Raw genomic sequence first — 19715 nt, 5'->3', positions numbered from 1 at the left:
TGGTTACCGGATGTTGTCCGAGCGACCAAGCTTCTGCTCGACCGAGAGACGGTAGGCATGGTCCGTGTTGTAGCGCTTGTCGGACATCGCCTGGGACACCTGAGCCCAGCTCGTGAAGACGTCAGTGGCAGCACCAGCCGGCTTGCCGCCGACCAGCTTCGGGTCTCTCCCGTTCGCGGCCTCATACTTCGTCTTGAGCTGTTCCATGGCGACCACGGCAGCGTTCACGTCTGCGCCTTCGAATGCCTTGTTGAAGGTCGCGATCTCGGCGGCGGGGATCGAGGTGGACGCCCATGCGAACATGCGGTCCATGCTTTCCTTGCCACCGGCAGCGTTGGTGATCCGCTGCGTTGCCAGTTCGGCGAGAGCCTGCTGACCAGCGATGTAGCTGTCGACCGTAGCCTTGTCGTAGCCGGCCTTGGCTGCAGCCTCGTAGTCGGCGTCGGTGAGCTTCTGGCCCTGAGCCTCCCACTTGGAGTTCAGATCAGAGACAACCTCAGCCGCCGTCTTGGGAGCTTCTTCGGCTTTGGCTTTGTCAGCCGCTTCCTTTGCCAGCTCCTCAGCGGTCTTCTCGCCTTCGGGCTTGGGCTCTTCTTTCGGCGCACCGAGCTTCTTCTCCAGCTCTTCGTAGGCCTTGGCCATGTCTTCCGGCGTGGCGAACTTCTCGTTCAGCCAGGACGGGCGCTCAGGTGTCGACTTTGCCGCTTCAGCAGCAGCCTTGTCGGCCTCGATCTTCGCGCGAGCTTCAGCCTCGTTGGTCGGGGCAGCCGCAGCCGCAGCCGCGAGAGCCGCCGCCGATTCCTCAGCAGACGGCTGGGTCGCCTGGACCTGAATGGTCTGGACGGTCAATGGCTCACCAGAATGTTGCCGCTCAGTAGCAGCTCGTGGTTCGCCGGGAGCTTGGCCTCTTTGGCCTTCTTCGGGGCAGCCTTCGGGGCTACCTCGGCGGGGACCTCAAGGGTCTCCGTCTTGGTTTCAGTTTCGTCAGCCATTCTGTTCTCCTGTCGTGGCTTGTGGGGGTTGCTGCTTCATGCCTTCCTTGGCCATTCCACCCATCTGGGCGATGGCCTGGGGGCCGAGCTGCTGGATCATCGCCATCTGCTGCGCCTGTTGGTCGGATTGTGCGATCTGTTCGTCGGTGCGAATGAGACCACCCATGTCGATGCCGAGGGCAGCACCACGGCGCTTGAAGTACTCGCCGAGATTGACGTAGCGACCAATCGCTTCAGGGCCACCAATCTGGGCGGCACCAGCGATGAAGCTGTCGAGGTTCTGCAGATCGTTGCCGCGACCGAGCGCGTCGAGGCCCGTGACGATGGTCGTCGAGGTGATCTCCTTGGGGAGTGGAGGCACCTTGCGCACGAACTCCATGCGGATTTCGTAGAGCTTGGCGACGGGCAACTGGAACTCTTCGGCCAGCAGCGAGTAGACGCCGCCGAGACCCTGGTCGAGTTCGCCGGCCATGAACCGGATTTCCTCTGCCGTGACCCGCTCACCCTTCCGCTGGACGGAGGTGTTGAGGAGGAAGGCGAAGGAGAGACGTTCGGTAAGCTGCTCGATGAACCGCTCGGCGACTGCGAAGTCGGCCTGCTTGTCGAGCCGCAGGGGCATGACGGAGTTGATGTCGCCCTGGACGAATGCACCGTTCTCAGCCTCGGAAAGCTTGCGGACGGAGATGGTCGAGTTGGGGTTGACGATCCAGACCACCTTTGCGCCCTGGACGGTGCCGTCGCGGAGAGCTTCGGTGAGAACGTCGAGGGAGTTGAGGTCGCCGATGTACTCGTCCACGAAGCCGCGCCCGTAGTCCTCGCCCTCCACATAGGTGAAGCGCAGGGGCAGCCAGGGCAGCTTATCAGCCGGGTAGGAGCCAGCGTACTCGCCATCGATCTCGACATCGTCGATCTCTTGGGTGACGTCGTACTGGCTCGTCTCGTCGTTCAGGGTGATCTTGGTGTAGACGTCGACCTTGGCATCGCGGGGGCCTTCCTGGGTCGCCGCGTTGATCTTGGACTTGATGTCCTCGTTGAGGGCCGCGCGAGCGACTTCCTCTTTGATGACCATGTCGAGCAGATTGCCGGACGGGTCGCGGTTGACCACGTAGGAGCTGAGGCGGAAGCCGCGAGGCTTGCCCTTCTTCGGGATGAAGATCAGGTAGTTGCCAGCAATGACGAGCTGGCGGCAGGCCTCGAACGATACGGGCCGGAACATGGAACCGTTCATCTCAGAGAGGACGGCACGTTCTCGGGCGCTGAGGGCCTTCTCGATCTCACCACGCTTGTCGTCGGCCTTGGTCAGGTCCTGCAGGGCGATGTCGTCGATTTCGTACTTGAAGAAAGGCGCGTTGATGGGGAACAGGCTCTGGCTCAGCTTGGAAGCGAGGAACCTGACGCCACGGGCGCCTAGACCTTGGTTGGGCTCTACAAAGTCCGACGATCCCGATGTGCCCTCTTTGGGGAACAGGTACGGGACCGTCAGTTCAGCCGCGCGCCGAGCCCTTTTGAGATAAGGGTCTCGGGCTGTTGCGAGCTGCGCATAGAGAGCCTTCGCCGTGACAGTCGTCAGTGCGTCGGCCAAGGGTTACTGCGGAATGTTGATACCAGAGCTGCCAGTCCGAGCGAGCGGAATGGTCAACGCCTTGCGGCCTCTGCGGGCGGCATTGGCGTTCGCGCCTTCCTGGCTGGAGAGGCGGGAGGCTTCGTTCAGGACAGGCGCGAGAGGCTTGTCGTTGGCCGGCGGTGGCGGTGGAGCTACCGGATCGGCCTTCTCAATCTTTGGCTTTGAGCACATTTGCGAGGAGGTCGTCTTCCTGATTTTGGAGGAGTGCAGCAAGGTGCGTGATGACCTTCTGCTGTCCGATCAAAGCCCCAAGCTCACGGTCGGAAATCTTGATGTCGGGGAGCTTGTCGGGGAAGACCTGTCTCAGGTACTTCACCATCTCCCGCGTGACTGCCGGAGGAGCGATAAACCCCTCCGTAGTGCTAGTGGGGGCCTTAGTCACCGAGCAGGGCCAGCTCGCGTTCGGCGAAGTAGATGATCTTTTTCAGATCATAGCGGCGGGTCGTGCCTTCCTTTGAGCCGAGCCGATAGCAGGCCTTGAAGATGTTCCCGACGCTGAACCCCATCCGCTTATGCTCGATGAGGTCCATGAGTTCTCTGGCCCCCTCGGGGATCAGGTAGTACGACGAAGCGCCCCCGTCAGACTTGACCGCTGGGGCCGAGCTTTCGGGGACGCAGTGTCTGGTGCAGACGTAGCCTGGGCCTTTGCAGACGCAGTCCGTCATCGCGGTGTCCAAAGAATGGGCTCCTTCTTTGCGTGGTCGTAGTCGTCGTTGTGGAGGATGCGGGCCAGCCGGGCCTGCAGCAGGGCGTCTTCCTCGGTGAGGCCGGCGCGGAGGTACTGGTGGACCACGGCGTCCCAAAGGGTCGGCACCGGGATTTCCTTCCAGCGGGTCTCGATCTCACCCTTGCGCTTGCCACGCTCGATGGTGTGTTCGTAGCTCTCCCAGCCGGTCACGTTCTGGAGCGCCGTGGCGGCTGTCACAGGACCCATTCCGGGGCAGCCGGGGTAGCCGTCCGTGGTGTCGCCGGTCAGGGCCTGGGTGAGGAAGTTGATCTCGGCCTCTTCGGGCGTAACCGTGATGATCTCGCCGTTGCGGTAGATCAGGCCGGGGATCGTCATCATGTCCTTGTCCTGGGAGACGATGATCTTCTCGCCCGTGATGATCCGAGGGTTGGTCGCCAGGATGCCCATGACGTCGTCCGCCTCGATCCCCGGCTTGTACTTCGCGCCGTGTTCCTCGATCAGCCAACGCTTGACCTCGTTGGTCCCGACCGGCTTGCGCTGCCGGCCCTTCTTGTAGCCAGCATAGAGGTCGTGCCGAAAGGTCGTGCCCTTGGACAGGGTGATCACCGAAGCGTCGGCGTCGAGGTCCCTTTCCAGGCGGCGGATGGTGGACAGGACGGTGGCCTTAACCTCTGCGACGTCGCATGTCAGGGTCCACTCGTCGTCGCCCCAGTCGGTCTCGACCTCCAGGGCAGCTCCGGTCGATACGACGAGGATATCCCCGTCGATCAGCAGTGTTCTCAATCGTTCTCCTTTAGCGCGGGTTTATGCCGCCGCAGTGTTTGCAGCCGGTGGCGTAGACCTTGGTGTATGGACCATCGTACCAAGCGACGGTCTCGTCCTCGTGCCAGCCAAGCCAGCACAGGAGGCGGTGAAACATCAGTCGATTTCCCTGATGCCGTACTTGTCAGTCAGGGTCTCCTGCATCGCCTTCCGGTCGGCCCATTTGAGCTGTCCGGCGATGGAGCCCCCGTAGCAAACCGGCTGCATCGTCTGGATGTAAGTCGAACCACTCGGTGCCGGCGATGCGATAGCCAGCCAGCAGCTCGTGAAGAATTGCTTCAGCTTGTTTGCGATCATCAAATTCCCTTGTCTCATGGAAGCGGTAACCCCTCTCGGGGTCGTTGGTATTCATCTGCCGAAGGCGGTTCTTAAGGTCCTTGGCGAGTCCGACCTTGCAGCGCCCCGGCCACGCCGCATTGACTGCGATGTAGACGTGACCGGGTGCATTCAGGGGGGCCTTAGTGTGTCTCTGCCCAGTTCGCTCCCACGACGGAGTTGCCTGCGAGAGGGCAGCGGAACTTGTAGTACTCGCCAGCAAGTCGGATGGCGTCCTGCGCCGTCTTCCCCACCAGCTCTGCTTTGTCTTCATCGACCTCGATCTGCCATTCGTCGTGAACATTCGCGACGAACTCGTAGTGGACGCCGGGGACCAGTCCGAGCGCTTGAAGGTTGTTGTCTAGGATGACCAGGGCGCGCTTCATCTGGATCGCCCCTGCGGACTGCAGGAGGGTGTTCAGGGAGGCGTGTGCCGAGCGCACCATGAGGATGCGACCGTCGAGACCCTTGATCCAGCCCTGGGTCTTGGCCTTGCGAGCCACCGCCTCGGACAGCTTGCCGAGCGCCGGAAGTGCCTTGAGGAACTTCGCCCTGGAGAGCTTGCCAGCCGCGATGGCCTTCTGCTTCGACGAGGTGACCCCGAGGATGTTGCCCAGGTTCTCGTCACCGGAGCCGTAGATGAAGGCGTAGAACCACGTCTTGGCCGTGTCTCTGCTACACCCAAGCGCCGCAGCGTTGAGGGTGTGCATGTCGGTGCCAGCGGCCTTGTTCCCTTCGAGAACCGTCTTGATGTACGCGCCGCCGTCGTAGGCAGCCATGTAGCCGGCCAGATCGCGCAGCTCCAACGCATCCGCGTCACAGCCGACGAGCTTCTTGCCGTTTCCGACGGTCCAGCACTCACGGCACTCGTAGCCGTAGGGAAGCTTCTCGCCGGTCTTCTTGTCGTGCAGGCCGGGGACCTGGGCCATGTTGGGCTTGGCGTGGGTCATGCGACCCGTCACCGCGCCGTTCGTTGCCACCTTGCCGTGGACGCGCCCGTTGACCTCGTGCTTGAGCCAGGCCTCTTTACCCTCGGCGACTTGGCCAATGCGCTTCTGAACGATGAAGTACTCGCACAGCACCTTCGCGGACGGGTAGGAGAGGCCCTTAAGCGTCTCGTCGTCGACCTTCGGGTGACCATCGGAGGTGAACTCCGTGGGCCTCCAGCCGAACAGGTGCTTCATACGGTTGGCGACGTCCTGCCGCGAGCCGGGGTTGAACGGCAGCAGCTTGACCTCGGTGTAGGGAGCGTCGGTCGAGTAGTGGCACTTCGGCCAGATCGGCTTGCGGTTGCCGTCCTTGTCGAGCTTGTATTCGCCCTTGCGGTTCTTCTCGTAGCCGATGGGCTTCAGGTGCTTCTGGGAGACGCTGCGGTCGGCGGTCGGGGTCTTCGGCCCGAGGTTGCGGAACCACGGCCTGAACTCGGCCTGGAGCATCTTCTCCAGATCGGCCTTGCGCTGCGCCAGGGTGCCGTGCAGCTCTTGCACCTTGCGGAGGTCGAGCTTGAACCCGTAGGCCTCCTGACGGGCCACGATGCGGCGCACGTCATGTTCGAGCTGGATGCTCTCTTCCGAGAAGCCCTTCTTGACGAGCTTCATCCTGAGCCGGTCGGTGACCTCGACGTCCTGCTCGCAGTAATCCTGCATGCCCTGGGACCATGAGCCCCAGACGAAGTCGACCAGCTCCTGGCCCTTGAGACCCTTGGCGACACCAGCCGCCTTCATGATCTCGCCGTAGTCGCCCTTCCAGATACCCATGCGCTGGCCCCAGCTTTCGAGGCTGTGGCGACCCATGAGTTTCTTGTTGATCCACTTCCCGATGCCGAGGCGCTTCTCTTGCCGGAAGTCGGCGTCGAGCATGTCCGCGTACATGAGGCGGGACATGATCAGGGTGTCGCGGACCTTGCCTTTCGGCTTGAACCACGGGCGCACCTTCTGGATGGCCGGGATGTCAAAGTCTTGGATGTTGTGGCCGACGATGACGTCAGCCTCCATGAGGAGCTTCAGCCCGTCGTCAACGAAGTAGCCGTTGCGGCTGCGGTGATCGTCACATGACCAGATTTCACCGGTCTCGGTATTCTTGATGACCAACGAGTGGATCGTGGTCATCTCTGGGATCAGTCCGTTCGTCTCGATGTCGAAGACGAGGGTGGTGGGGTGGATTGCATTACCTCTTGAATTGCGCCCACAACGTCCCTCCACGCTTCCGCGAACAGGACGATGCTGGCAGTTCTGCCTTGGAGGATGAGGCGGGAGCCCTCGCGCCGGACGACCAGCGCCGAGGGGATGTCATTGTTTGTGTGATCGAAGGTCAGACGTCCTGGCCCTCCCAGTACCAAACCATGGGGTAGACGCTGGGCTCGACCTTCGAGCAGGGCAGGAAGAAGTTCTGGCTGCCGACCGGACTGGTGTCGACGAGGCATTGCCTCTGCGGCTGCTGGGGTTGCTCATCAGAGTGAGCTGGCGGGCAGAAGAGAGCCACCCACCAGATGAAGATCATTGCCAGCCAGAAGCCGGCGCTAGAACGGGAGTTCGTCATCGGCCTCGTTGGAGAACCCATGCTCTTTGGCGTCCTTGTCCTTGAAGGGGTCGTCGTCGCGAACGAACAGGCGTCCGGTCTCGCTTTCGAACCCAAGGTTGATGGTCTTGCCGGTCGCGTTGCCGGTGAAGCGGTCTTTGAGGATGCGGAAGATCGTCGTCTGCGCGATGATCGGGTCTTCGTGCTGCTGATCCCGCTCCAGGCCAAACATGAAGAACGACCAGAAGCCGATCGCTCGGGAGCCACGGAAGTGGCGGATCATGACACGTCCGCCTTCCTCGTGAGGTTTCCCGTCTGGGGTCGCGAGGTGGCTGACGAAGGTGATGATGATCTGAAGCTCGTTGGCGATGCCCGCCAGCTCCTTCATGATCCCGTTCAGCTCCTCGGTCTCTTCCGCGAGCGCCGTGAGGTGATCGAGGTAGAAGATGCGGACGCCGAGGCTCACCGCCATGTAGCGGATGTGCCCCTTAACCAACTCCCAATCGGTCTGGCCAAAGTTGTCGTAGAAGTAGACCTTGCCCCGCATCTCTTCGAGCGCGCGGCGTAGCTCGTCCTTCGTCCAACTGCCGTCAGGCACATGGAAGCGCTTGCCGGCGAACTTGCCTGCAGCTCGCTTGGCGGTCTCCTTCGGCTTCTGTTCGAGGAAGATCGCGCCGACCACCTCTTGCAGCTCGTTCACGTCGAAGGCGATCTGCTGCATCAGGAAGTCTGTCTTGCCGATGCCCGTGCCAGCACCCACGCCGTAGATTTCGCCGAGGCGGCGACCGTAGGTGAGCTTCGTCAGCTCCTCGAAGCACCAGGGGAGGCCCACAACTGGATCTTCCAGAGCGTCTTCGAGGATGTCGTCGATGCTGACGAGTCCGTCAGGCCGGTAGACCTTGGCACCCCAAATGGCGTCGATGGTCTCCTTGACGCGGCCCGCCATGAGCATCTCGTTGGCGTCCTTGAGGGGCAGCGTGGCGATGCGCAGCTTGCCCGGCGTGAACGGGATCACCTTGCATTCGTCGGTCGCCTTCTGGCCGGGCTCGTCCTGATCGAACATGAGGACGATCTCTTCGAACTGCTCCAGCCACTGGAGGTTCTTCCGCAGCGCCTTGGCCGCGCCGTCAGCCCCGTTGGGGACCGAGACGACAGCCCACTTGTGGCCCTGCATTTGGCTGAGAGAGATCGCGTCCAGCTCGCCCTCGGTGATGACGACACGCTTGCCGCCGTCCCGCCAGAGCCACATGCCATAGAGGCACATGTCGTCCTTCGCGCCCTTCGAGCGGAAGTCCTTTCCTTGGAACCTGATCTTCTGCCAGACGAGCTGCTGCGCGCTGTTTCGGTAGTTGAACAAGCGGACGGGCTGTCCGTTCAGGGTCGAACGGGTGAAGCCCCACTTCTGCGCGCTTTCGAGGTTGATGCCTCGGCTTGCCCAATCGGAGGGCTCGCCCAGGGGAACGAAGTCTGTTGTCCGGGGCTCTGCAGCCTCGGCTTGGTCGGTCAAATCGTTGTCTCCGGGTTCGTAGTGGCGGCAGCCAAAGCAATAGGCGTGGCCGTCCGTGTACCGGGCGAGATTGTCGCGGGAGCCGCAGTTGGGGCAGGGCTCCTTGCGCAGGAACTCACTATCGGTTTCGGGCATTCAGCCTTGCGGCGGGTCGTTCTGGAACTGCTGTCGTTGGCTGGTCATGCGGATGTATGCGGCCCGCTCTTCTGGGCTCATCCGATCCCACCGTTCGAGGAAGGCGCGGGTGGCCTCCTGGCGGTAGACGTCGAGGTAGCTCAGGCGTACCACTTGGGCACCTCCTGCCATTCCTCGACCACCTCTGCGAAGCCCAGCTCGGTGAGCAGATCGCAGAGGACTTGGTCGGCTTGGCTGTGGGCACCCTCGGTGTCCCCTGAACCCTGCAGCTCGCGGAGACGTTTGGTTGCCTCTTCGCGGTCCATCAGCGGCGGCTCATGGCGTAGAGCTTGCCGAACTCAGCCCGCAGCTTGGGGATGAGGTGCGCCTTGAGACGTTCCTCGAACTGCCGGCAGACCGTCTCGTAGAGGTGGGGTGTGTCCTGCTCGTTGATCCGGTAGTCGTCTCGCATGACGTAGCGCAGACGCTGCGGATCAGGACGCCACTCGACTTGGATCGTGCGGGTCATGTCCATCGGGCTGACGTACATGTCGCTTTCCAGCAGCCCATAGCTGACCGGGATGGCGACCTTGCCATAGTACTCCTTCTCCATGCCATCCATGTGGTTGGCCATCGCCTCGCAGCGGAGGTGATAGTCGTGGATGGTCCGCATCAGGTCGGTGATCCGGGCCTCGTAGACCCGGGACATCGCGTAGACCTCGTTCTGGGTCTTGCGCGGAAGGTACTTGTCGATCAGCTCGGTGACCGAAGGATAGGACTTGGAACCGGCCTCTCGACCGGTCCAAGCCTTGCTATCGATTTCCATCAGAGGCCGACGCCGGGGCCGAATGAGAACACCTTGAGCTTACCGCCCATGGTGATGTGAGGGCCGACGCACGGCATGCACATGTGAGGACCGCTGTCCTCCTGGGTGACTGCCGGTTCAGGTGTCTGGGTAGGGGCGCGCTCCCCATCGCAGCCGGCGAGGGCCACGAGGGAGAGCAGCGCTGCTGCCGGAAGGCGCTTCATCAGAACCAGCCGAGGACAGCGCCGAGGATGCCGACCGGGATGCCGACAATGCGCAGGATGCCCATGGTGGTGAACGGTGCGTCAGCCGAGGCGAGGTGGACGACGGCGACGAAGTTGAGGACCCAGCCGGCGATGGCGGCGATGATGGCGACGAGGTAGGCGAGTGCGGCGATCTTCATGTGATGGTTCTCCGATTAGGCGACGATCTTGCGGATGCGCTTGGCGACCTTGTCGGCCTCAGCGGCGGCATCGCGGGCGGCAGTCTGGGCGGCGACCTTCACCGCGATCTCGGCGTCGAGCAGCTCGGCCTTGACGTTGTGGTGGGCGACGACGGCGTCGAGCTGGGCGATGGCCTTGTTGAAGCCGGCGAGGGCCTTCGAGGTCGACGGGGTGCGCTTGATGAAGTTGATGACGGTGGAGAGGATGCTCATTTCTTGACCTTCGTTTGGGAGTTGAGGATTGCGTTCAGTGCCTCCACGCGACCGGCTGTCGGTGGCTCGTCGATCCAGGCTTGCGGGATGGACTTGTCGGCGTAGAGGAAGCCCTGTGATTGGCACCACATGGCGTAGGTGGTCTGGGACTGTTTGGAGATGCGGGTGCCCGAGCGGCTGAACACGAACCGGATGTCTAGCTCCGGGTGCTGTTCCTTGATCAGCTTGTGCTTGTGGCGATCGGCAGTGACGAACTGCCCCTTGGTCTCCACGATGATGCCGTTGTCGAGCAAGCGGAAGTCCGGTGTGTACTTCGCCAGTCGGGCAGGCACCTCGTAGGTGATCTTGAAGCTCTCGTAGGTGTAGGGGACGCCGGCATCATCCAGCTTTCCCGCCACCACATCTTCGAGCCCTGAGCGGAACCCCTTGGCGACAGCGATCTGCCGCTTCGAGGTCCGCCTCGGGTATGTCGGTCTCGGCAAGGCTTAGAAGTCGTCTTCGCCTGCGGGCTTATCGGAGGTGCCTTCGTCGGACGAGGTGTTCTCGCCCTGGCTTTCCTCGACCTGATCCTCGGGATCGTAGCCGTAGCCTTCCTCCTCGCCGAAGCCGTAGCTGTTGGCCGAGCGCTCGCCCTCAGACACGAGGTCGATGATCTGGACGCCGGCCAGCATCAGGGTCAGGCCAGCGGCAGCGGTGCCGGCCACGAAGTACGGGCGGGTCGCGAACGAGACCTTGCCGATGGTGCCACCCCAGATGTTCGGGAAGGTGAACGTCGGCTTGCCAGCCTTGTCCTTGATCGGGTTGCCCTTATTGTCGCGCTTCTGGATGCCCTTGATCTTGGCACCGCGAGCGTCGAACAGGTCGGGGCGACGGGTCCAGAACTGGCCTTCCTTCGGGCCTTTCTTGAACTCGCCCGAGGCCTTCATCTTGAACTTGAACTCAACGTCGCCGGTCTCTTCCTCGGTCTCCTGATCGTACAGGACCGTGAAGAGGTCGTTCGGCTTGACCGAGCCAAGCTTCTTACGGCTCTCGACCTTCAGCTCAGCGAATTGGCTCTCGGCGTCACGAAGGGCGTCCTCGTAGAGCGACTGCAGCGAGAACTCCTCGTTGCCCTGCTTGACCTTGCGGTTGACGAAGGCGTCGGCGTCGGCCTTCGACATGCGGAACTTCAGCGAGTACTCGCCATCGGGCTTGGGGTAGTCCTTGTTGCCGTAGTCGGGCTCGTTCAGCTTCGGATAGACGAAGGTGCCACGGGTGGTGGTGAACGACGGGAGCTTCTTCTTGGTATCAGTTGCCATGCAGTAGTAGGTCCTTTTTCGGAGATGTTCAGACGGAATAACGGCGTTCGAGGGCCTCAACGTCGAAGCCCAGAGCGGAGAGCTGGAAGGCTAGGTCGACAGGGATCACCTGTCCGCGTTTCCAGAGGAGGATGGCGGCGGTCAGCTTGGGGTTCATGCTGCGGCCTGCCATTTGCCACCATCAAACTCGAAGGTCTTCTTGAGGAGGACCCTCGGGCCACGGAGGTAGACGACGATGCCTTCGGGCTTCATGAACCCAGGCACCAAGGTGGAGCCGTTCTCCGCGAGATGTTCCATGGCCATGTCGGCCACGCTCTCGGAGTACTGCCCCTGGTAGAGGACCGGCACGACTTCGCAGCAGGCCGGCGTGTTTGGGTTGTGAGCGCCCCAGCGGTCGGTGTTGAAGAGGGCGAAGCGCTTCTCGGAGCGACCGTAGCCGCACTGGATTTTGCCGCCGTACCATTCACCGAAGTGCTGGCCGGGACCGAGCTTGGTCAGTTCCTCGGCGTTGTCGTGGACCCAGCCGGCGAAGCCGAAGTTGTCGGTCTCCTTGCCGGGCGTGATCCAGCGACTACGGGAGCCGGCGCGGATGTGCCAACCGTTGATGCTGGCGACCACGTCCTTGAGCGAGTTGCTGGACTGGCAGTCGGTGATCACGACCTGGGCGTTGCTGCCGTCGATCTTCTCGGTGATCGTGCAGTGCTGGCTGAACTTGGCCAGACGGGTGAGCTTGGGGAAGGGCAGGAAGTCCATTATGCGGCCTCCTGCTTCAGCACCAGCTCCACGGCCTCGGGGAACTTGTCGACGATCTTCTCGACCGTGGCCCTGATGCCCAAGACGGATTGGACATAGAAGGTCAGCATGTGGTGGACGTCGGACTTGTTGACGGTGACCGCCTTGACCTGGCCGAACGGGGTCGCCGGCTTGGCCTTACCCGTCTTGGCCTCGACCTTCTCGAAACGACGGACGTTGTACTTGGCCGACCAGCCCTTATCGTTGTCGATCAGGATGCGGTTGTAGCTGCCACCTGAATGGAAGCTCTGAACCCGGTAGAGCTTGCCAACCGTCAGGCTGGTGCCGGTGGCGTCGATGCAGCGGGCATAGTCGTTCTTGGAGTAGATGCTCATGCCAGTTCGCCTTTCATGTACGCGTCGATGCCACGGAACTCGGCGCGCTTGCCGTCGTCTCCGTTGATGAGGTTCTTGGTGACCGTGAAGGCTTCCTGAGCAGGAATGCCGAGGTGGTCTGCGAGGGTGAGGAAGACCGTTGCAGCGCCCATGATCTGTATCTCGGGGCGGAAGTCCTGCAGGCGGTCGAGGATGGTCATTGACGCCATGGCGACGTCGCGGGGTGTGGCCGTGTTCAACACGTCACGGTTAAGCCGGGGCATGTGGGTCTTTCCAGTTTGCGGAGATGAAGAGGAGGAACATCGCGAGGGCGACGAGCGCCGTGGCCCATTCGATGCTCATGTGAGGAACCACCAGACGGCGACGAGGACGCCGATGTCGATGGCCAGGAGGTTGGCGAGCAGGACGCCTTCGAGAGGGCTCATTTGAACAGCAGCCCTCCGAGGACCCAGCCGAACCAGAAGCTGGCGAAGTGGAGGAGGACGACGGCGGCGATATCGACCGGGCTCAAGCTGCAGCCCTCCGGTTGCGGAACTGGGCCTTGCGCTGCTCTTTCTTGCCGAAGTAGCCCTTCTCTTTCAGGCCCTCGATCAAGGTCTTGCGGACCTCGTAGCGTTCGGTCTTGGAGGCGGCGGCAAGGTCGATGTTGACTGAGCCAACGGTGATGTCCTGGTGGGCAGCGCCCATGCGGATCGTGATGTTCTGCATCGTGTGAAATCCTTCGAGAATGTTTCGTAGGGCTAGTGGGGGCCTTAGTCTCCGCTTCAGGAACAAATCCCTTAACGGAGGCATTCAGGCAAAGAAGAAGTCGGAGTTGAGGACTTGGTTGAGGTCGAGGTCTCCTTTTGTCGGAAGGGCATCAAGCTCGACGCCGGGATGGTTGCTGATGATCCCGTCACGGAACGCGGTGAGCGGGTCGCCCTGGTACATGTTGACGAAGACCGCCCGCAGGGTGGAGGCGAGCAGGGTGGTGTTGCAGGCGTGGGTGCCATAGCTGTCGTGGATCATGGCGAACGCCGTGATGCCGTGGTCGATCAACTCGTCGACCGTAAGGAACAGCGCCGACGCATCCATAGAGTGGACGAAGTTGGGGCTGATCGAGGTGGCCTGCTTCGAGGTGTCGATCAGGTCCGTCTCGTCGTAGGCCCTCAGCTTGACCATGGTTCCAGAGATAGCGGTCCTGATCCGGCGAGGCTTCATGTCGACGTAGCTCTGGAACGCCACGAAGCCGGAGGGCGTCGTCCAGTGGATCGGAAGGTTGTCCTTGCCCATCACCCTGGCCGTCTTCTGAAGCCATCCCATGGCCTCCCTGGCGGCGATCACGACGTCCCCGATGCTGTCCCATACAAGGCTCGCCAGGAACCCGATGGCCTTCTTCAGCTCGTCGCCGAGGTTGTGCTTGTAGCCGCCGGCGATCTTGGCCTTCACTGCCTCGTCGACATACTTCAGGCACGACCGTGGCGTCCCGCCGTAGGGCAGCACCATAACGGGGCGCTTGGTGACCTTGCGGTCGATGCCCATGGTCAGCCACTCGTAGGCCCATCGCTCCCTTTCAGCATCAGATCCGTTACCGGAGACGATAAGACGCAGTTGTACCATCACGCGGTCGGCGACCACCTGATAGATGTCCTGCGGCTTGTCTGCCGGGATCAGGTTCACCGCCCTGCCGCCGACTTCGTCGAGGAGCATGGCCGAGAAGTGCTGGAGCCCGTTGCATGAGCCGTCGAGCGCGATGGGAAGGTGCGAGACGAAGTTGACCCTGTCGGCCATGAACGCAGCCCACTCGAAGCAGAACGCGAGGAAGCACCAGGGCTTGTCGGCCTCGGTCCACCAGCGCCACTCGAAGGGGTCGTCGGCGCAATCGAGTATCTTGGTCTCGTTGTCCTTCACCCACTTGATGCGGTCGTGCATGTCGACCTTGTCGACCCCGAACGTGTTCGCCCCATGGATGGCCAGCCAGCGCGCGCCGTCTTCCCCGAGAGGCTTTCCCTCGGCGAACCGCAGCAGTGCCTTGACCGGATCACTGCCCTGCGGGTGCAGGACCAAGGGGACCGGGTAGGCTCGACCACGAAAGTCGAGGTTGTGGGGGAAGTAGATCGCCGGCTCGTCGCGGAACCTGTCGGCCAGCCCGAGGAGGGTCTCCTGATAGAGACGATCCTGGCGAAGCTGGAGGTTCAGCGTGTAGACGTCGCGGGCTGCCCACTTCCACTCTTTGAACTGCTTCTGCAGAGGCTCGGGCAGGGTCTTGACGTCGACCCCCTCGGGGATGCCGATGGGTCGGTCGGGCTTGGGGCTGTCGCCCGGCACGAGGCCAGCGATGCCTTCCTTCGACTTGGCCATCTCGGTCATAACGTCGAGGACCCGTTGGTTGATCTGCCAGGGTGTCCGCTGGATGGCGTTGAGACCACGCAGAAGGACGTTCCGGTGCTGCGCCTCGGCGAGCTTCCGCTTGAGCAGCTCGACCTGTTTCTTGTTGCCCCTGCGGACGAGCTGGAGGGGTCGGTCGAGGTCCGTGAAGTAGCCGCCACCCGAGAGCCCGGTCCAGTCTTTCGGCGGGATCAGCATCGGGAGGTAGTCGGGGAACAGATGCTCGCCACCTCGGATGGACTGGTCGATCCAGGCCGAGGCGCGCTCAGTCATGTGGACGAGATACTGGTCCCTCGGGGCGTTCTTGTCGCCACCCTCGGACGCCTGCTGGATCATGGCGAGCCCGGTGTGTTCGCAGAACAGCTCGACCAGCTTGATCCCAAGGTGGACCATGTCGGTGCGGCTCCAGCGATCCCAGGGGATGTTCGACTTGCCCATGGCGTAGGTCAGGACCGTAGCCTTGTGCTGCTCGGTCGCTCCGTCGTCAGACAGCCCCTTAAGCAGCCAGTCGAACCGCTCCCGGTCCTGCTTGCGGAACTCGCTGAAGCGGGCCTCCAGCTCCACCGCGCGGGCGACAGAGACGGCGAGCGTCATTAGCACCGGGGCGCGGGGTTTCATCATGCGGCCCAGGATAGCCCGGCAGGCGAGGTAGGAGACGACGTGGGAGTCCATGTCCTTGATCAGCCGGAAGGCCACCGCGCGGGTCCTGGGATTGCCGGCCATGATGTCTTCGACATAGGCCCTGACGCCTAGGGCAACCGGGTCGACTGCGCTCTCAAGGATGCAGCGCCCGGTGTCCGTCTCGTAGCCGCGCTCCTTGTCGACGTTCTTTCTTACGCGAGAGAGGTAGCGGTCCCGACCAAGGCCGGACATGTCGATCTCCAGCTCGATCTGCCGTTGGAGGAGATGGTCGTGGTGCGTCAATTAATGCCTCGCAGGTTTTCAATCTCGCCTTTTGGGGCGAGCGCTGTTGAACGGAAATGTTTGGATTGGTTCAGGGCAGAGGCGGGATTTCGCTCTGCGGGACGGCCTTAGTCGACCTAGTGATCGGTATCGTCGCCTTCAACTTCCACCGCGAGACCAAGGAGCTGCCGGTGGTATCTATGCAGTCGCTCGAAGTGGGCCTTGATAGCGCCTGCGATTTCCTTTGAATTTTTTACCGCTAGGAAATGACCCACAATCTGTGAGTAATGTTCCGCCTGCCTTGGAAGGCGAAGGGCGGGATCTCGTTTTTCAGCGATCTCCTCATCGGCCATCACCTGAACAACTTGGGCCGGTTTAGGCAGGACGAATGTTGCGGCTGGTGGTTTCGGCACAGTTCCATTCATCAAGGCCGACTTGCCATGAAACTCGTGGAACAGCGCATCTTCGAGCGGATTGATTTGATCGCGAGTATCTACCGGGTATGCCCAGACCCACGCGATCTCCCAGACGTCGATTTGTCGATTGGCGATAATATCTGAGCGGGCAGAGGTCAAATGACGGTTCACCCGGGACCTTATCCCATCGGTGGATTGGCCCACGTAGATGGGCACTTGATCCAGGTCGCATAGAACGTAGCAACCTACCCGGTTCGTTAGCGTTCGAACCGCCCTGCGGCGAAAGGGCAGGTCGATAGCCATTGCCTACTCGGCAGCGAGGAGGGTGTCGTGGGCCGCTCCGGCAAGGATTGGCTCCAAAAGGCTGTCAGCCAAATGCCTCACCACCGGAACGCAAACACCGTCGCCAGCGACGTGGTACGCGTCGTTGTACCGGTTGGGGAGTATGTAGTCATCGCTCAAGCCCATCAGCCTTGCGGCCTCCCGAGGGGAAAGCAGACGTGACCGAACCCTCTGGCCTTCAACTACGAGAATTGTCTGACGGCTCGATCCGCCTCGCGGAGTGCGTAAGCAGCCCGCAACGTCGTCGAAGCGCACCTCGGCTCTCTGCTGTTTCTCTCCGGTCGGCCCTGGCCGGGTCCGACGATAAATGCTCCCGATGACTTTGTGTCGACGGGCTCGAGCCTTCTCCACTTTAGCCAAATGGAGTGGCGACATGAGACCGAGGAGACGCTTGGTTTCAGCTTCAGAGTGCCATCTGACGCCTTTCGGGCGGTCCTCGATAAGGTCAGCCAACACGGTATTGCGCGCTGGTGGTGACGACAAACGCCACCAAACCCACTTCTTCTTGGCGGAGGCCGAGAGCCCAGCATGCGCTTCCCGAAGTGGACGAGGGTGCCAATCGTCAGAAGGCTCTCTTTCCGTCAATTCTGCAGGAACCGCGTAGTCTGAATGGACAGCGATGAAGAACACCCTTTGGCGGCTCTGTGGGACGAACTTAACTGCGTCCACCACGAGAGCACCAAAGCGATATCCGGCATCTGAGAGAGCTGCGCCAATAGCGGCAAAGTCACGACCCTGACGTGAAGTTAGCGCACCAATGACGTTCTCAAGCACGATCAACCGTGGCGCTCGGCCATCATTCTGAAGGGCCTTCATCAGTGCCCAAAATGGCCAGAACGTTCCAGATCGAGTCATAACGGCGGAGGCGGCATTTCCGAGGCCGGCGTAGTTGCCCGCCAGAGACAAGTCTTGGCAAGGAAATGACGCCCATGCCAAGTCAGCCTGTCCTGGCAAATCCGAAACCGCGATCTTTGCGACGTCACCTAAGGTGAAATGATCGGAGCCCCAATTGGCCTCATAGGTTTCGGCCTTCATGGAGTCGAAGTCGTTCGCAAACAGGCACGTCCATTGAGGCCCAAGGCCTGCGCGTGCCATTCCACCGCCGGCAAAGAACTCATAAAATTTCGGCCGCATCCTTGTCACCCTTCCGTCTCCCCGTGACCGGCCAAGAATCGTTTGAGAATCTTAGACGTCCGCTCTTTATCCTTCAACCAGCATTCCCAGACCGTTAAGGTTTGCCAGCCACGGTGGTGGAGCGCGCTGATCGCCTCCGCGTCCCGCTCCGTATTACGTTTCAATTTTGCCTGCCAATAGTCCCTATTTGTCGCCGGCATCTTGGCAGCGCTACACGTCCCGTCAGCATGGGAATGCCAGAAACAACCGTGAACGAAGATCGCCTTCTTTCGAGATATGAAGGCTAAGTCGGGCCGTCCTGGCAGGTCCCGCCGATGAACTCGATAGCGAAATCCCATGCCATAAACCATCCGTCGGACGATCCATTCAGGTTTCGTATCGCGGTCTCGTACGCGAGACATCGTCCAGCTTCGTTGCTCTTTCGTCAGGGTGTCCATGGTTGAGTCACCATACGGACCTTGGCGCAGTACTCAACGCGTTGTCCGTGCCCGCCTGCAGATTGATGTGGATGGGCGTGTTCACGGTCGGTTCTCCTGCTATGTCACAATGTCACAAGAGGCGTGTCACGGGAGGCCCGTGTCACGAAATCCCCTCCGCTAAGGGAGGTGCTTGTATCGAGGCTCCAGACTGGGACTGGAAGCGTTGAATTAGGTGTGTTTCTAGGGGTAGATACGCTACCGGAGGTGGGGCGTAGGGGATTTTAAGTCCCTTGCGTCTACCAATTCCGCCACGTCCGCAGGCGTGCCCCTTTTCAAATGCCTGATATGAGCCGTCAAGCGATGTTTCCGATCGTCCGCAGTTTGCGCGGGCGGCCATCGCGTAGGTTTAATATTAGTGATGTTTAAAATACAAAGCTCTCCAAACCGATCTCATTAGCGTTTGTCTGCGAGCATGTGGCCGGCTTTGATGGTGGAACCATGCGTGGGGCGGGCTGGATCAGAGGGCTACGGGAGGCGGAGGCGCGGCAGCTGCGCTCCGAGATCGATCGGCTCGAGCGGGGACTGATCGAGGCCGCCAATTCGAAGGCCAAATGGAACCTGCATGAAGTCGCGCACACGCTGCGCTGGCAAAAAGTGCGGCTGCGGCGGCTGGAGGAATGCCTCGAGGCGATGCCGGAGGGAAAGACCGTCTCGCGCCGATCCTGACCGGTCGCCCGCAACCTTTCGGCGAAGCATATCAGCCATGTTCGTCCGCTAGGTGGCAAAGTGGCGCGATCGCGGAATTACGGATTGCTGAAGGAGCGCTAGGTTTGGCCACGCGGCGGATCGATCCGCCGAGGCCGGCGTCTATCAGGCCCCTACCCATTCCCCCCGCCCCCTGCGGGCGCCGGCCACCTGAATTTTCAAGAGATGCGGGAGGGGTGTTCCGCATCGTCGCGGCGCCGCAAGCCTCAGAACTTATAGCTGAAATTCACGCCAAGCGTCTGCAGCTTCACGTCCTGATCGCGGTCGGCGAAGGTGTCCGGCGCATCGAAATGCTCCTTGCCGAAATCGTAGTAGCGGTATTGCGCGCCGACGACGACATTGTTGGTCAAGGCATAGTCGACGCCGGCGCCGAGCGTCCAGCCGGTGCTGGTGCGGGTTCGGGCAAAGGCCGAGCCTGCCGCCGCCTGCGAGGTTTCGATGCCGGCGAAAGCGACGCCGCCGATGCCATAGATCAGCACGCGATCCATGGCGTAGCCGGCCTTGGCATTGATCGATCCGAACCACTTGACGTCGGTGCCGAATGTGTTTCCCGGCCCGGTGTCGGCGGTGCCGTCGATCGAGGCGTAGTTGAGATCGGCCTCGGCGCCGATCACAGCCTGGTCGAACTGCCAGAGCCCCGCGACATGGCCGCCGACGAAACCGCCGTTGATGTCGGGCTTCACCGAAAATGGGCCGCCATCATCGCCGGTGATTTCGGACCGGCCCCAGCCATAGCCGGCCTGCATGCCGGCATAATAGCCGGTCCAGTCGAAGCCGGCTGCGGTCATCGGCAGATCGCTACCCAGATCCGCCGCCCGGGCAGATCCGGACAGCAGGGCAAGAAAGCCGGCACTGGCGAACGTCAGTCGACGCATCGAGCGCTCCGAAATGGCGGTTTCGAACAA

The 19715-nt window shown here is 61.7% G+C and carries 28 protein-coding genes; 1 reads left to right on the top strand and 27 read right to left on the bottom strand.

Annotated features, from left to right (window positions below):
- Nucleotides 1-3: 3 nt before the first annotated feature.
- The 26 genes from FJ424_RS09890 to FJ424_RS09795 all read right to left on the bottom strand — a co-directional run bounded on the left by FJ424_RS09890 (nt 4) and on the right by FJ424_RS09795 (nt 18063).
- Entirely contained in the window at nt 4-849 is an 846-nt protein-coding gene (locus tag FJ424_RS09890; RefSeq protein ID WP_140651042.1) for a hypothetical protein, read from the bottom strand.
- Nucleotides 846-992, bottom strand: coding sequence for a hypothetical protein (locus tag FJ424_RS33555; protein ID WP_181181958.1), 147 nt, complete (start codon nt 990-992; stop codon nt 846-848). Before FJ424_RS33555 ends, FJ424_RS09890 begins: the two co-directional genes overlap by 4 nt.
- Nucleotides 985-2574 carry a portal protein gene (locus FJ424_RS09885; RefSeq protein ID WP_140651039.1) on the bottom strand — a complete coding sequence of 530 codons (1590 nt, stop codon included), beginning with the start codon at nt 2572-2574 and terminating at the stop codon, nt 985-987. Before FJ424_RS09885 ends, FJ424_RS33555 begins: the two co-directional genes overlap by 8 nt.
- 190 nt (nt 2575-2764) lie before the next feature.
- Nucleotides 2765-2935 (bottom strand): hypothetical protein, encoded by a 171-nt coding sequence (locus FJ424_RS33550; protein WP_181181957.1) that lies wholly within the window; start codon nt 2933-2935, stop codon nt 2765-2767.
- Nucleotides 2936-2990: 55 nt separating this feature from the next.
- Complete coding sequence (locus FJ424_RS09880; protein WP_181181956.1) at nt 2991-3146, bottom strand: hypothetical protein; 156 nt, start codon at nt 3144-3146, stop codon at nt 2991-2993.
- A 131-nt stretch (nt 3147-3277) separates the two neighbouring features.
- Nucleotides 3278-4087, bottom strand: a complete 810-nt coding sequence (locus FJ424_RS09875; RefSeq protein ID WP_140651036.1) for an exonuclease — start codon at nt 4085-4087, stop codon at nt 3278-3280.
- 10 nt (nt 4088-4097) lie between these two features.
- The gene (locus FJ424_RS34305; protein WP_281405431.1) at nt 4098-4223 is read right to left on the bottom strand and encodes a hypothetical protein; all 126 of its coding nucleotides are present in this window, start codon (nt 4221-4223) and stop codon (nt 4098-4100) included.
- The gene (locus FJ424_RS33960; RefSeq protein ID WP_246677196.1) at nt 4223-4423 is read right to left on the bottom strand and encodes a hypothetical protein; all 201 of its coding nucleotides are present in this window, start codon (nt 4421-4423) and stop codon (nt 4223-4225) included. Before FJ424_RS33960 ends, FJ424_RS34305 begins: the two co-directional genes overlap by 1 nt.
- 161 nt (nt 4424-4584) lie before the next feature.
- Complete coding sequence (locus FJ424_RS09865; protein WP_210239403.1) at nt 4585-6531, bottom strand: DNA polymerase; 1947 nt, start codon at nt 6529-6531, stop codon at nt 4585-4587.
- Between the two features lie 428 nt (nt 6532-6959).
- Entirely contained in the window at nt 6960-8600 is a 1641-nt protein-coding gene (locus FJ424_RS09860) for a toprim domain-containing protein (RefSeq protein WP_140651027.1), read from the bottom strand.
- The gene (locus tag FJ424_RS33545) at nt 8601-8753 is read right to left on the bottom strand and encodes a hypothetical protein (protein WP_181181955.1); all 153 of its coding nucleotides are present in this window, start codon (nt 8751-8753) and stop codon (nt 8601-8603) included. It lies immediately after the preceding gene.
- Entirely contained in the window at nt 8741-8905 is a 165-nt protein-coding gene (locus FJ424_RS33540) for a hypothetical protein (protein ID WP_181181954.1), read from the bottom strand. Before FJ424_RS33540 ends, FJ424_RS33545 begins: the two co-directional genes overlap by 13 nt.
- A complete protein-coding gene (locus FJ424_RS09855; RefSeq protein ID WP_140651024.1) occupies nt 8905-9405 on the bottom strand; it encodes a hypothetical protein in 501 nt (166 codons plus the stop codon). The genes FJ424_RS33540 and FJ424_RS09855 overlap by 1 nt, the downstream gene beginning before the upstream one ends.
- 202 nt (nt 9406-9607) lie before the next feature.
- On the bottom strand, nt 9608-9787 hold the full coding sequence (locus FJ424_RS09850) for a transmembrane 9 family protein (protein ID WP_140651021.1): 180 nt from the start codon (nt 9785-9787) through the stop codon (nt 9608-9610).
- A gap of 15 nt (nt 9788-9802) precedes the next feature.
- Nucleotides 9803-10039: a hypothetical protein gene (locus FJ424_RS09845; RefSeq protein ID WP_140651018.1), complete on the bottom strand. Its 237-nt coding sequence runs from the start codon at nt 10037-10039 to the stop codon at nt 9803-9805.
- Nucleotides 10036-10521 carry a hypothetical protein gene (locus FJ424_RS09840; RefSeq protein WP_210239402.1) on the bottom strand — a complete coding sequence of 162 codons (486 nt, stop codon included), beginning with the start codon at nt 10519-10521 and terminating at the stop codon, nt 10036-10038. The genes FJ424_RS09845 and FJ424_RS09840 overlap by 4 nt, the downstream gene beginning before the upstream one ends.
- Before the next feature lie 3 nt (nt 10522-10524).
- Nucleotides 10525-11337, bottom strand: a complete 813-nt coding sequence (locus FJ424_RS09835; RefSeq protein WP_140651015.1) for a DUF2815 domain-containing protein — start codon at nt 11335-11337, stop codon at nt 10525-10527.
- Nucleotides 11338-11365: 28 nt separating this feature from the next.
- Nucleotides 11366-11494, bottom strand: a complete 129-nt coding sequence (locus FJ424_RS34300; RefSeq protein ID WP_281405430.1) for a hypothetical protein — start codon at nt 11492-11494, stop codon at nt 11366-11368.
- Nucleotides 11491-12090, bottom strand: coding sequence for an RNA ligase family protein (locus FJ424_RS09830; protein WP_140651012.1), 600 nt, complete (start codon nt 12088-12090; stop codon nt 11491-11493). Before FJ424_RS09830 ends, FJ424_RS34300 begins: the two co-directional genes overlap by 4 nt.
- Nucleotides 12090-12464 carry a hypothetical protein gene (locus FJ424_RS09825; RefSeq protein ID WP_140651009.1) on the bottom strand — a complete coding sequence of 125 codons (375 nt, stop codon included), beginning with the start codon at nt 12462-12464 and terminating at the stop codon, nt 12090-12092. The genes FJ424_RS09830 and FJ424_RS09825 overlap by 1 nt, the downstream gene beginning before the upstream one ends.
- A complete protein-coding gene (locus FJ424_RS09820) occupies nt 12461-12727 on the bottom strand; it encodes a hypothetical protein (protein ID WP_140651006.1) in 267 nt (88 codons plus the stop codon). Before FJ424_RS09820 ends, FJ424_RS09825 begins: the two co-directional genes overlap by 4 nt.
- Before the next feature lie 244 nt (nt 12728-12971).
- Complete coding sequence (locus FJ424_RS09815; protein WP_140651003.1) at nt 12972-13172, bottom strand: hypothetical protein; 201 nt, start codon at nt 13170-13172, stop codon at nt 12972-12974.
- A gap of 84 nt (nt 13173-13256) precedes the next feature.
- On the bottom strand, nt 13257-15755 hold the full coding sequence (locus FJ424_RS09810) for a DNA-directed RNA polymerase (protein WP_140651000.1): 2499 nt from the start codon (nt 15753-15755) through the stop codon (nt 13257-13259).
- 116 nt (nt 15756-15871) lie between these two features.
- Nucleotides 15872-16453 carry a GIY-YIG nuclease family protein gene (locus FJ424_RS09805; RefSeq protein ID WP_140650997.1) on the bottom strand — a complete coding sequence of 194 codons (582 nt, stop codon included), beginning with the start codon at nt 16451-16453 and terminating at the stop codon, nt 15872-15874.
- A 3-nt stretch (nt 16454-16456) separates the two neighbouring features.
- Nucleotides 16457-17626: a DNA cytosine methyltransferase gene (locus tag FJ424_RS09800; protein WP_140650994.1), complete on the bottom strand. Its 1170-nt coding sequence runs from the start codon at nt 17624-17626 to the stop codon at nt 16457-16459.
- 5 nt (nt 17627-17631) lie between these two features.
- Nucleotides 17632-18063 carry a very short patch repair endonuclease gene (locus FJ424_RS09795; RefSeq protein ID WP_140650991.1) on the bottom strand — a complete coding sequence of 144 codons (432 nt, stop codon included), beginning with the start codon at nt 18061-18063 and terminating at the stop codon, nt 17632-17634.
- A 480-nt stretch (nt 18064-18543) separates the two neighbouring features.
- Between FJ424_RS09795 and FJ424_RS09790 the strand changes: the two genes are divergently transcribed.
- Nucleotides 18544-18771, top strand: a complete 228-nt coding sequence (locus FJ424_RS09790) for a hypothetical protein (RefSeq protein ID WP_140650989.1) — start codon at nt 18544-18546, stop codon at nt 18769-18771.
- A gap of 245 nt (nt 18772-19016) precedes the next feature.
- Here the strand turns inward: FJ424_RS09790 and FJ424_RS09785 are convergent, their stop codons facing one another.
- Nucleotides 19017-19685: an outer membrane protein gene (locus FJ424_RS09785; protein ID WP_140650986.1), complete on the bottom strand. Its 669-nt coding sequence runs from the start codon at nt 19683-19685 to the stop codon at nt 19017-19019.
- Nucleotides 19686-19715: the final 30 nt, after the last annotated feature.

This window comes from Mesorhizobium sp. B3-1-8 (assembly GCF_006439495.1).
GTDB lineage: Bacteria > Pseudomonadota > Alphaproteobacteria > Rhizobiales > Rhizobiaceae > Mesorhizobium.
The sequence above is the reverse complement of the archived record's forward strand: the minus strand, read 5'-3'. Positions and strand labels throughout refer to the sequence as shown.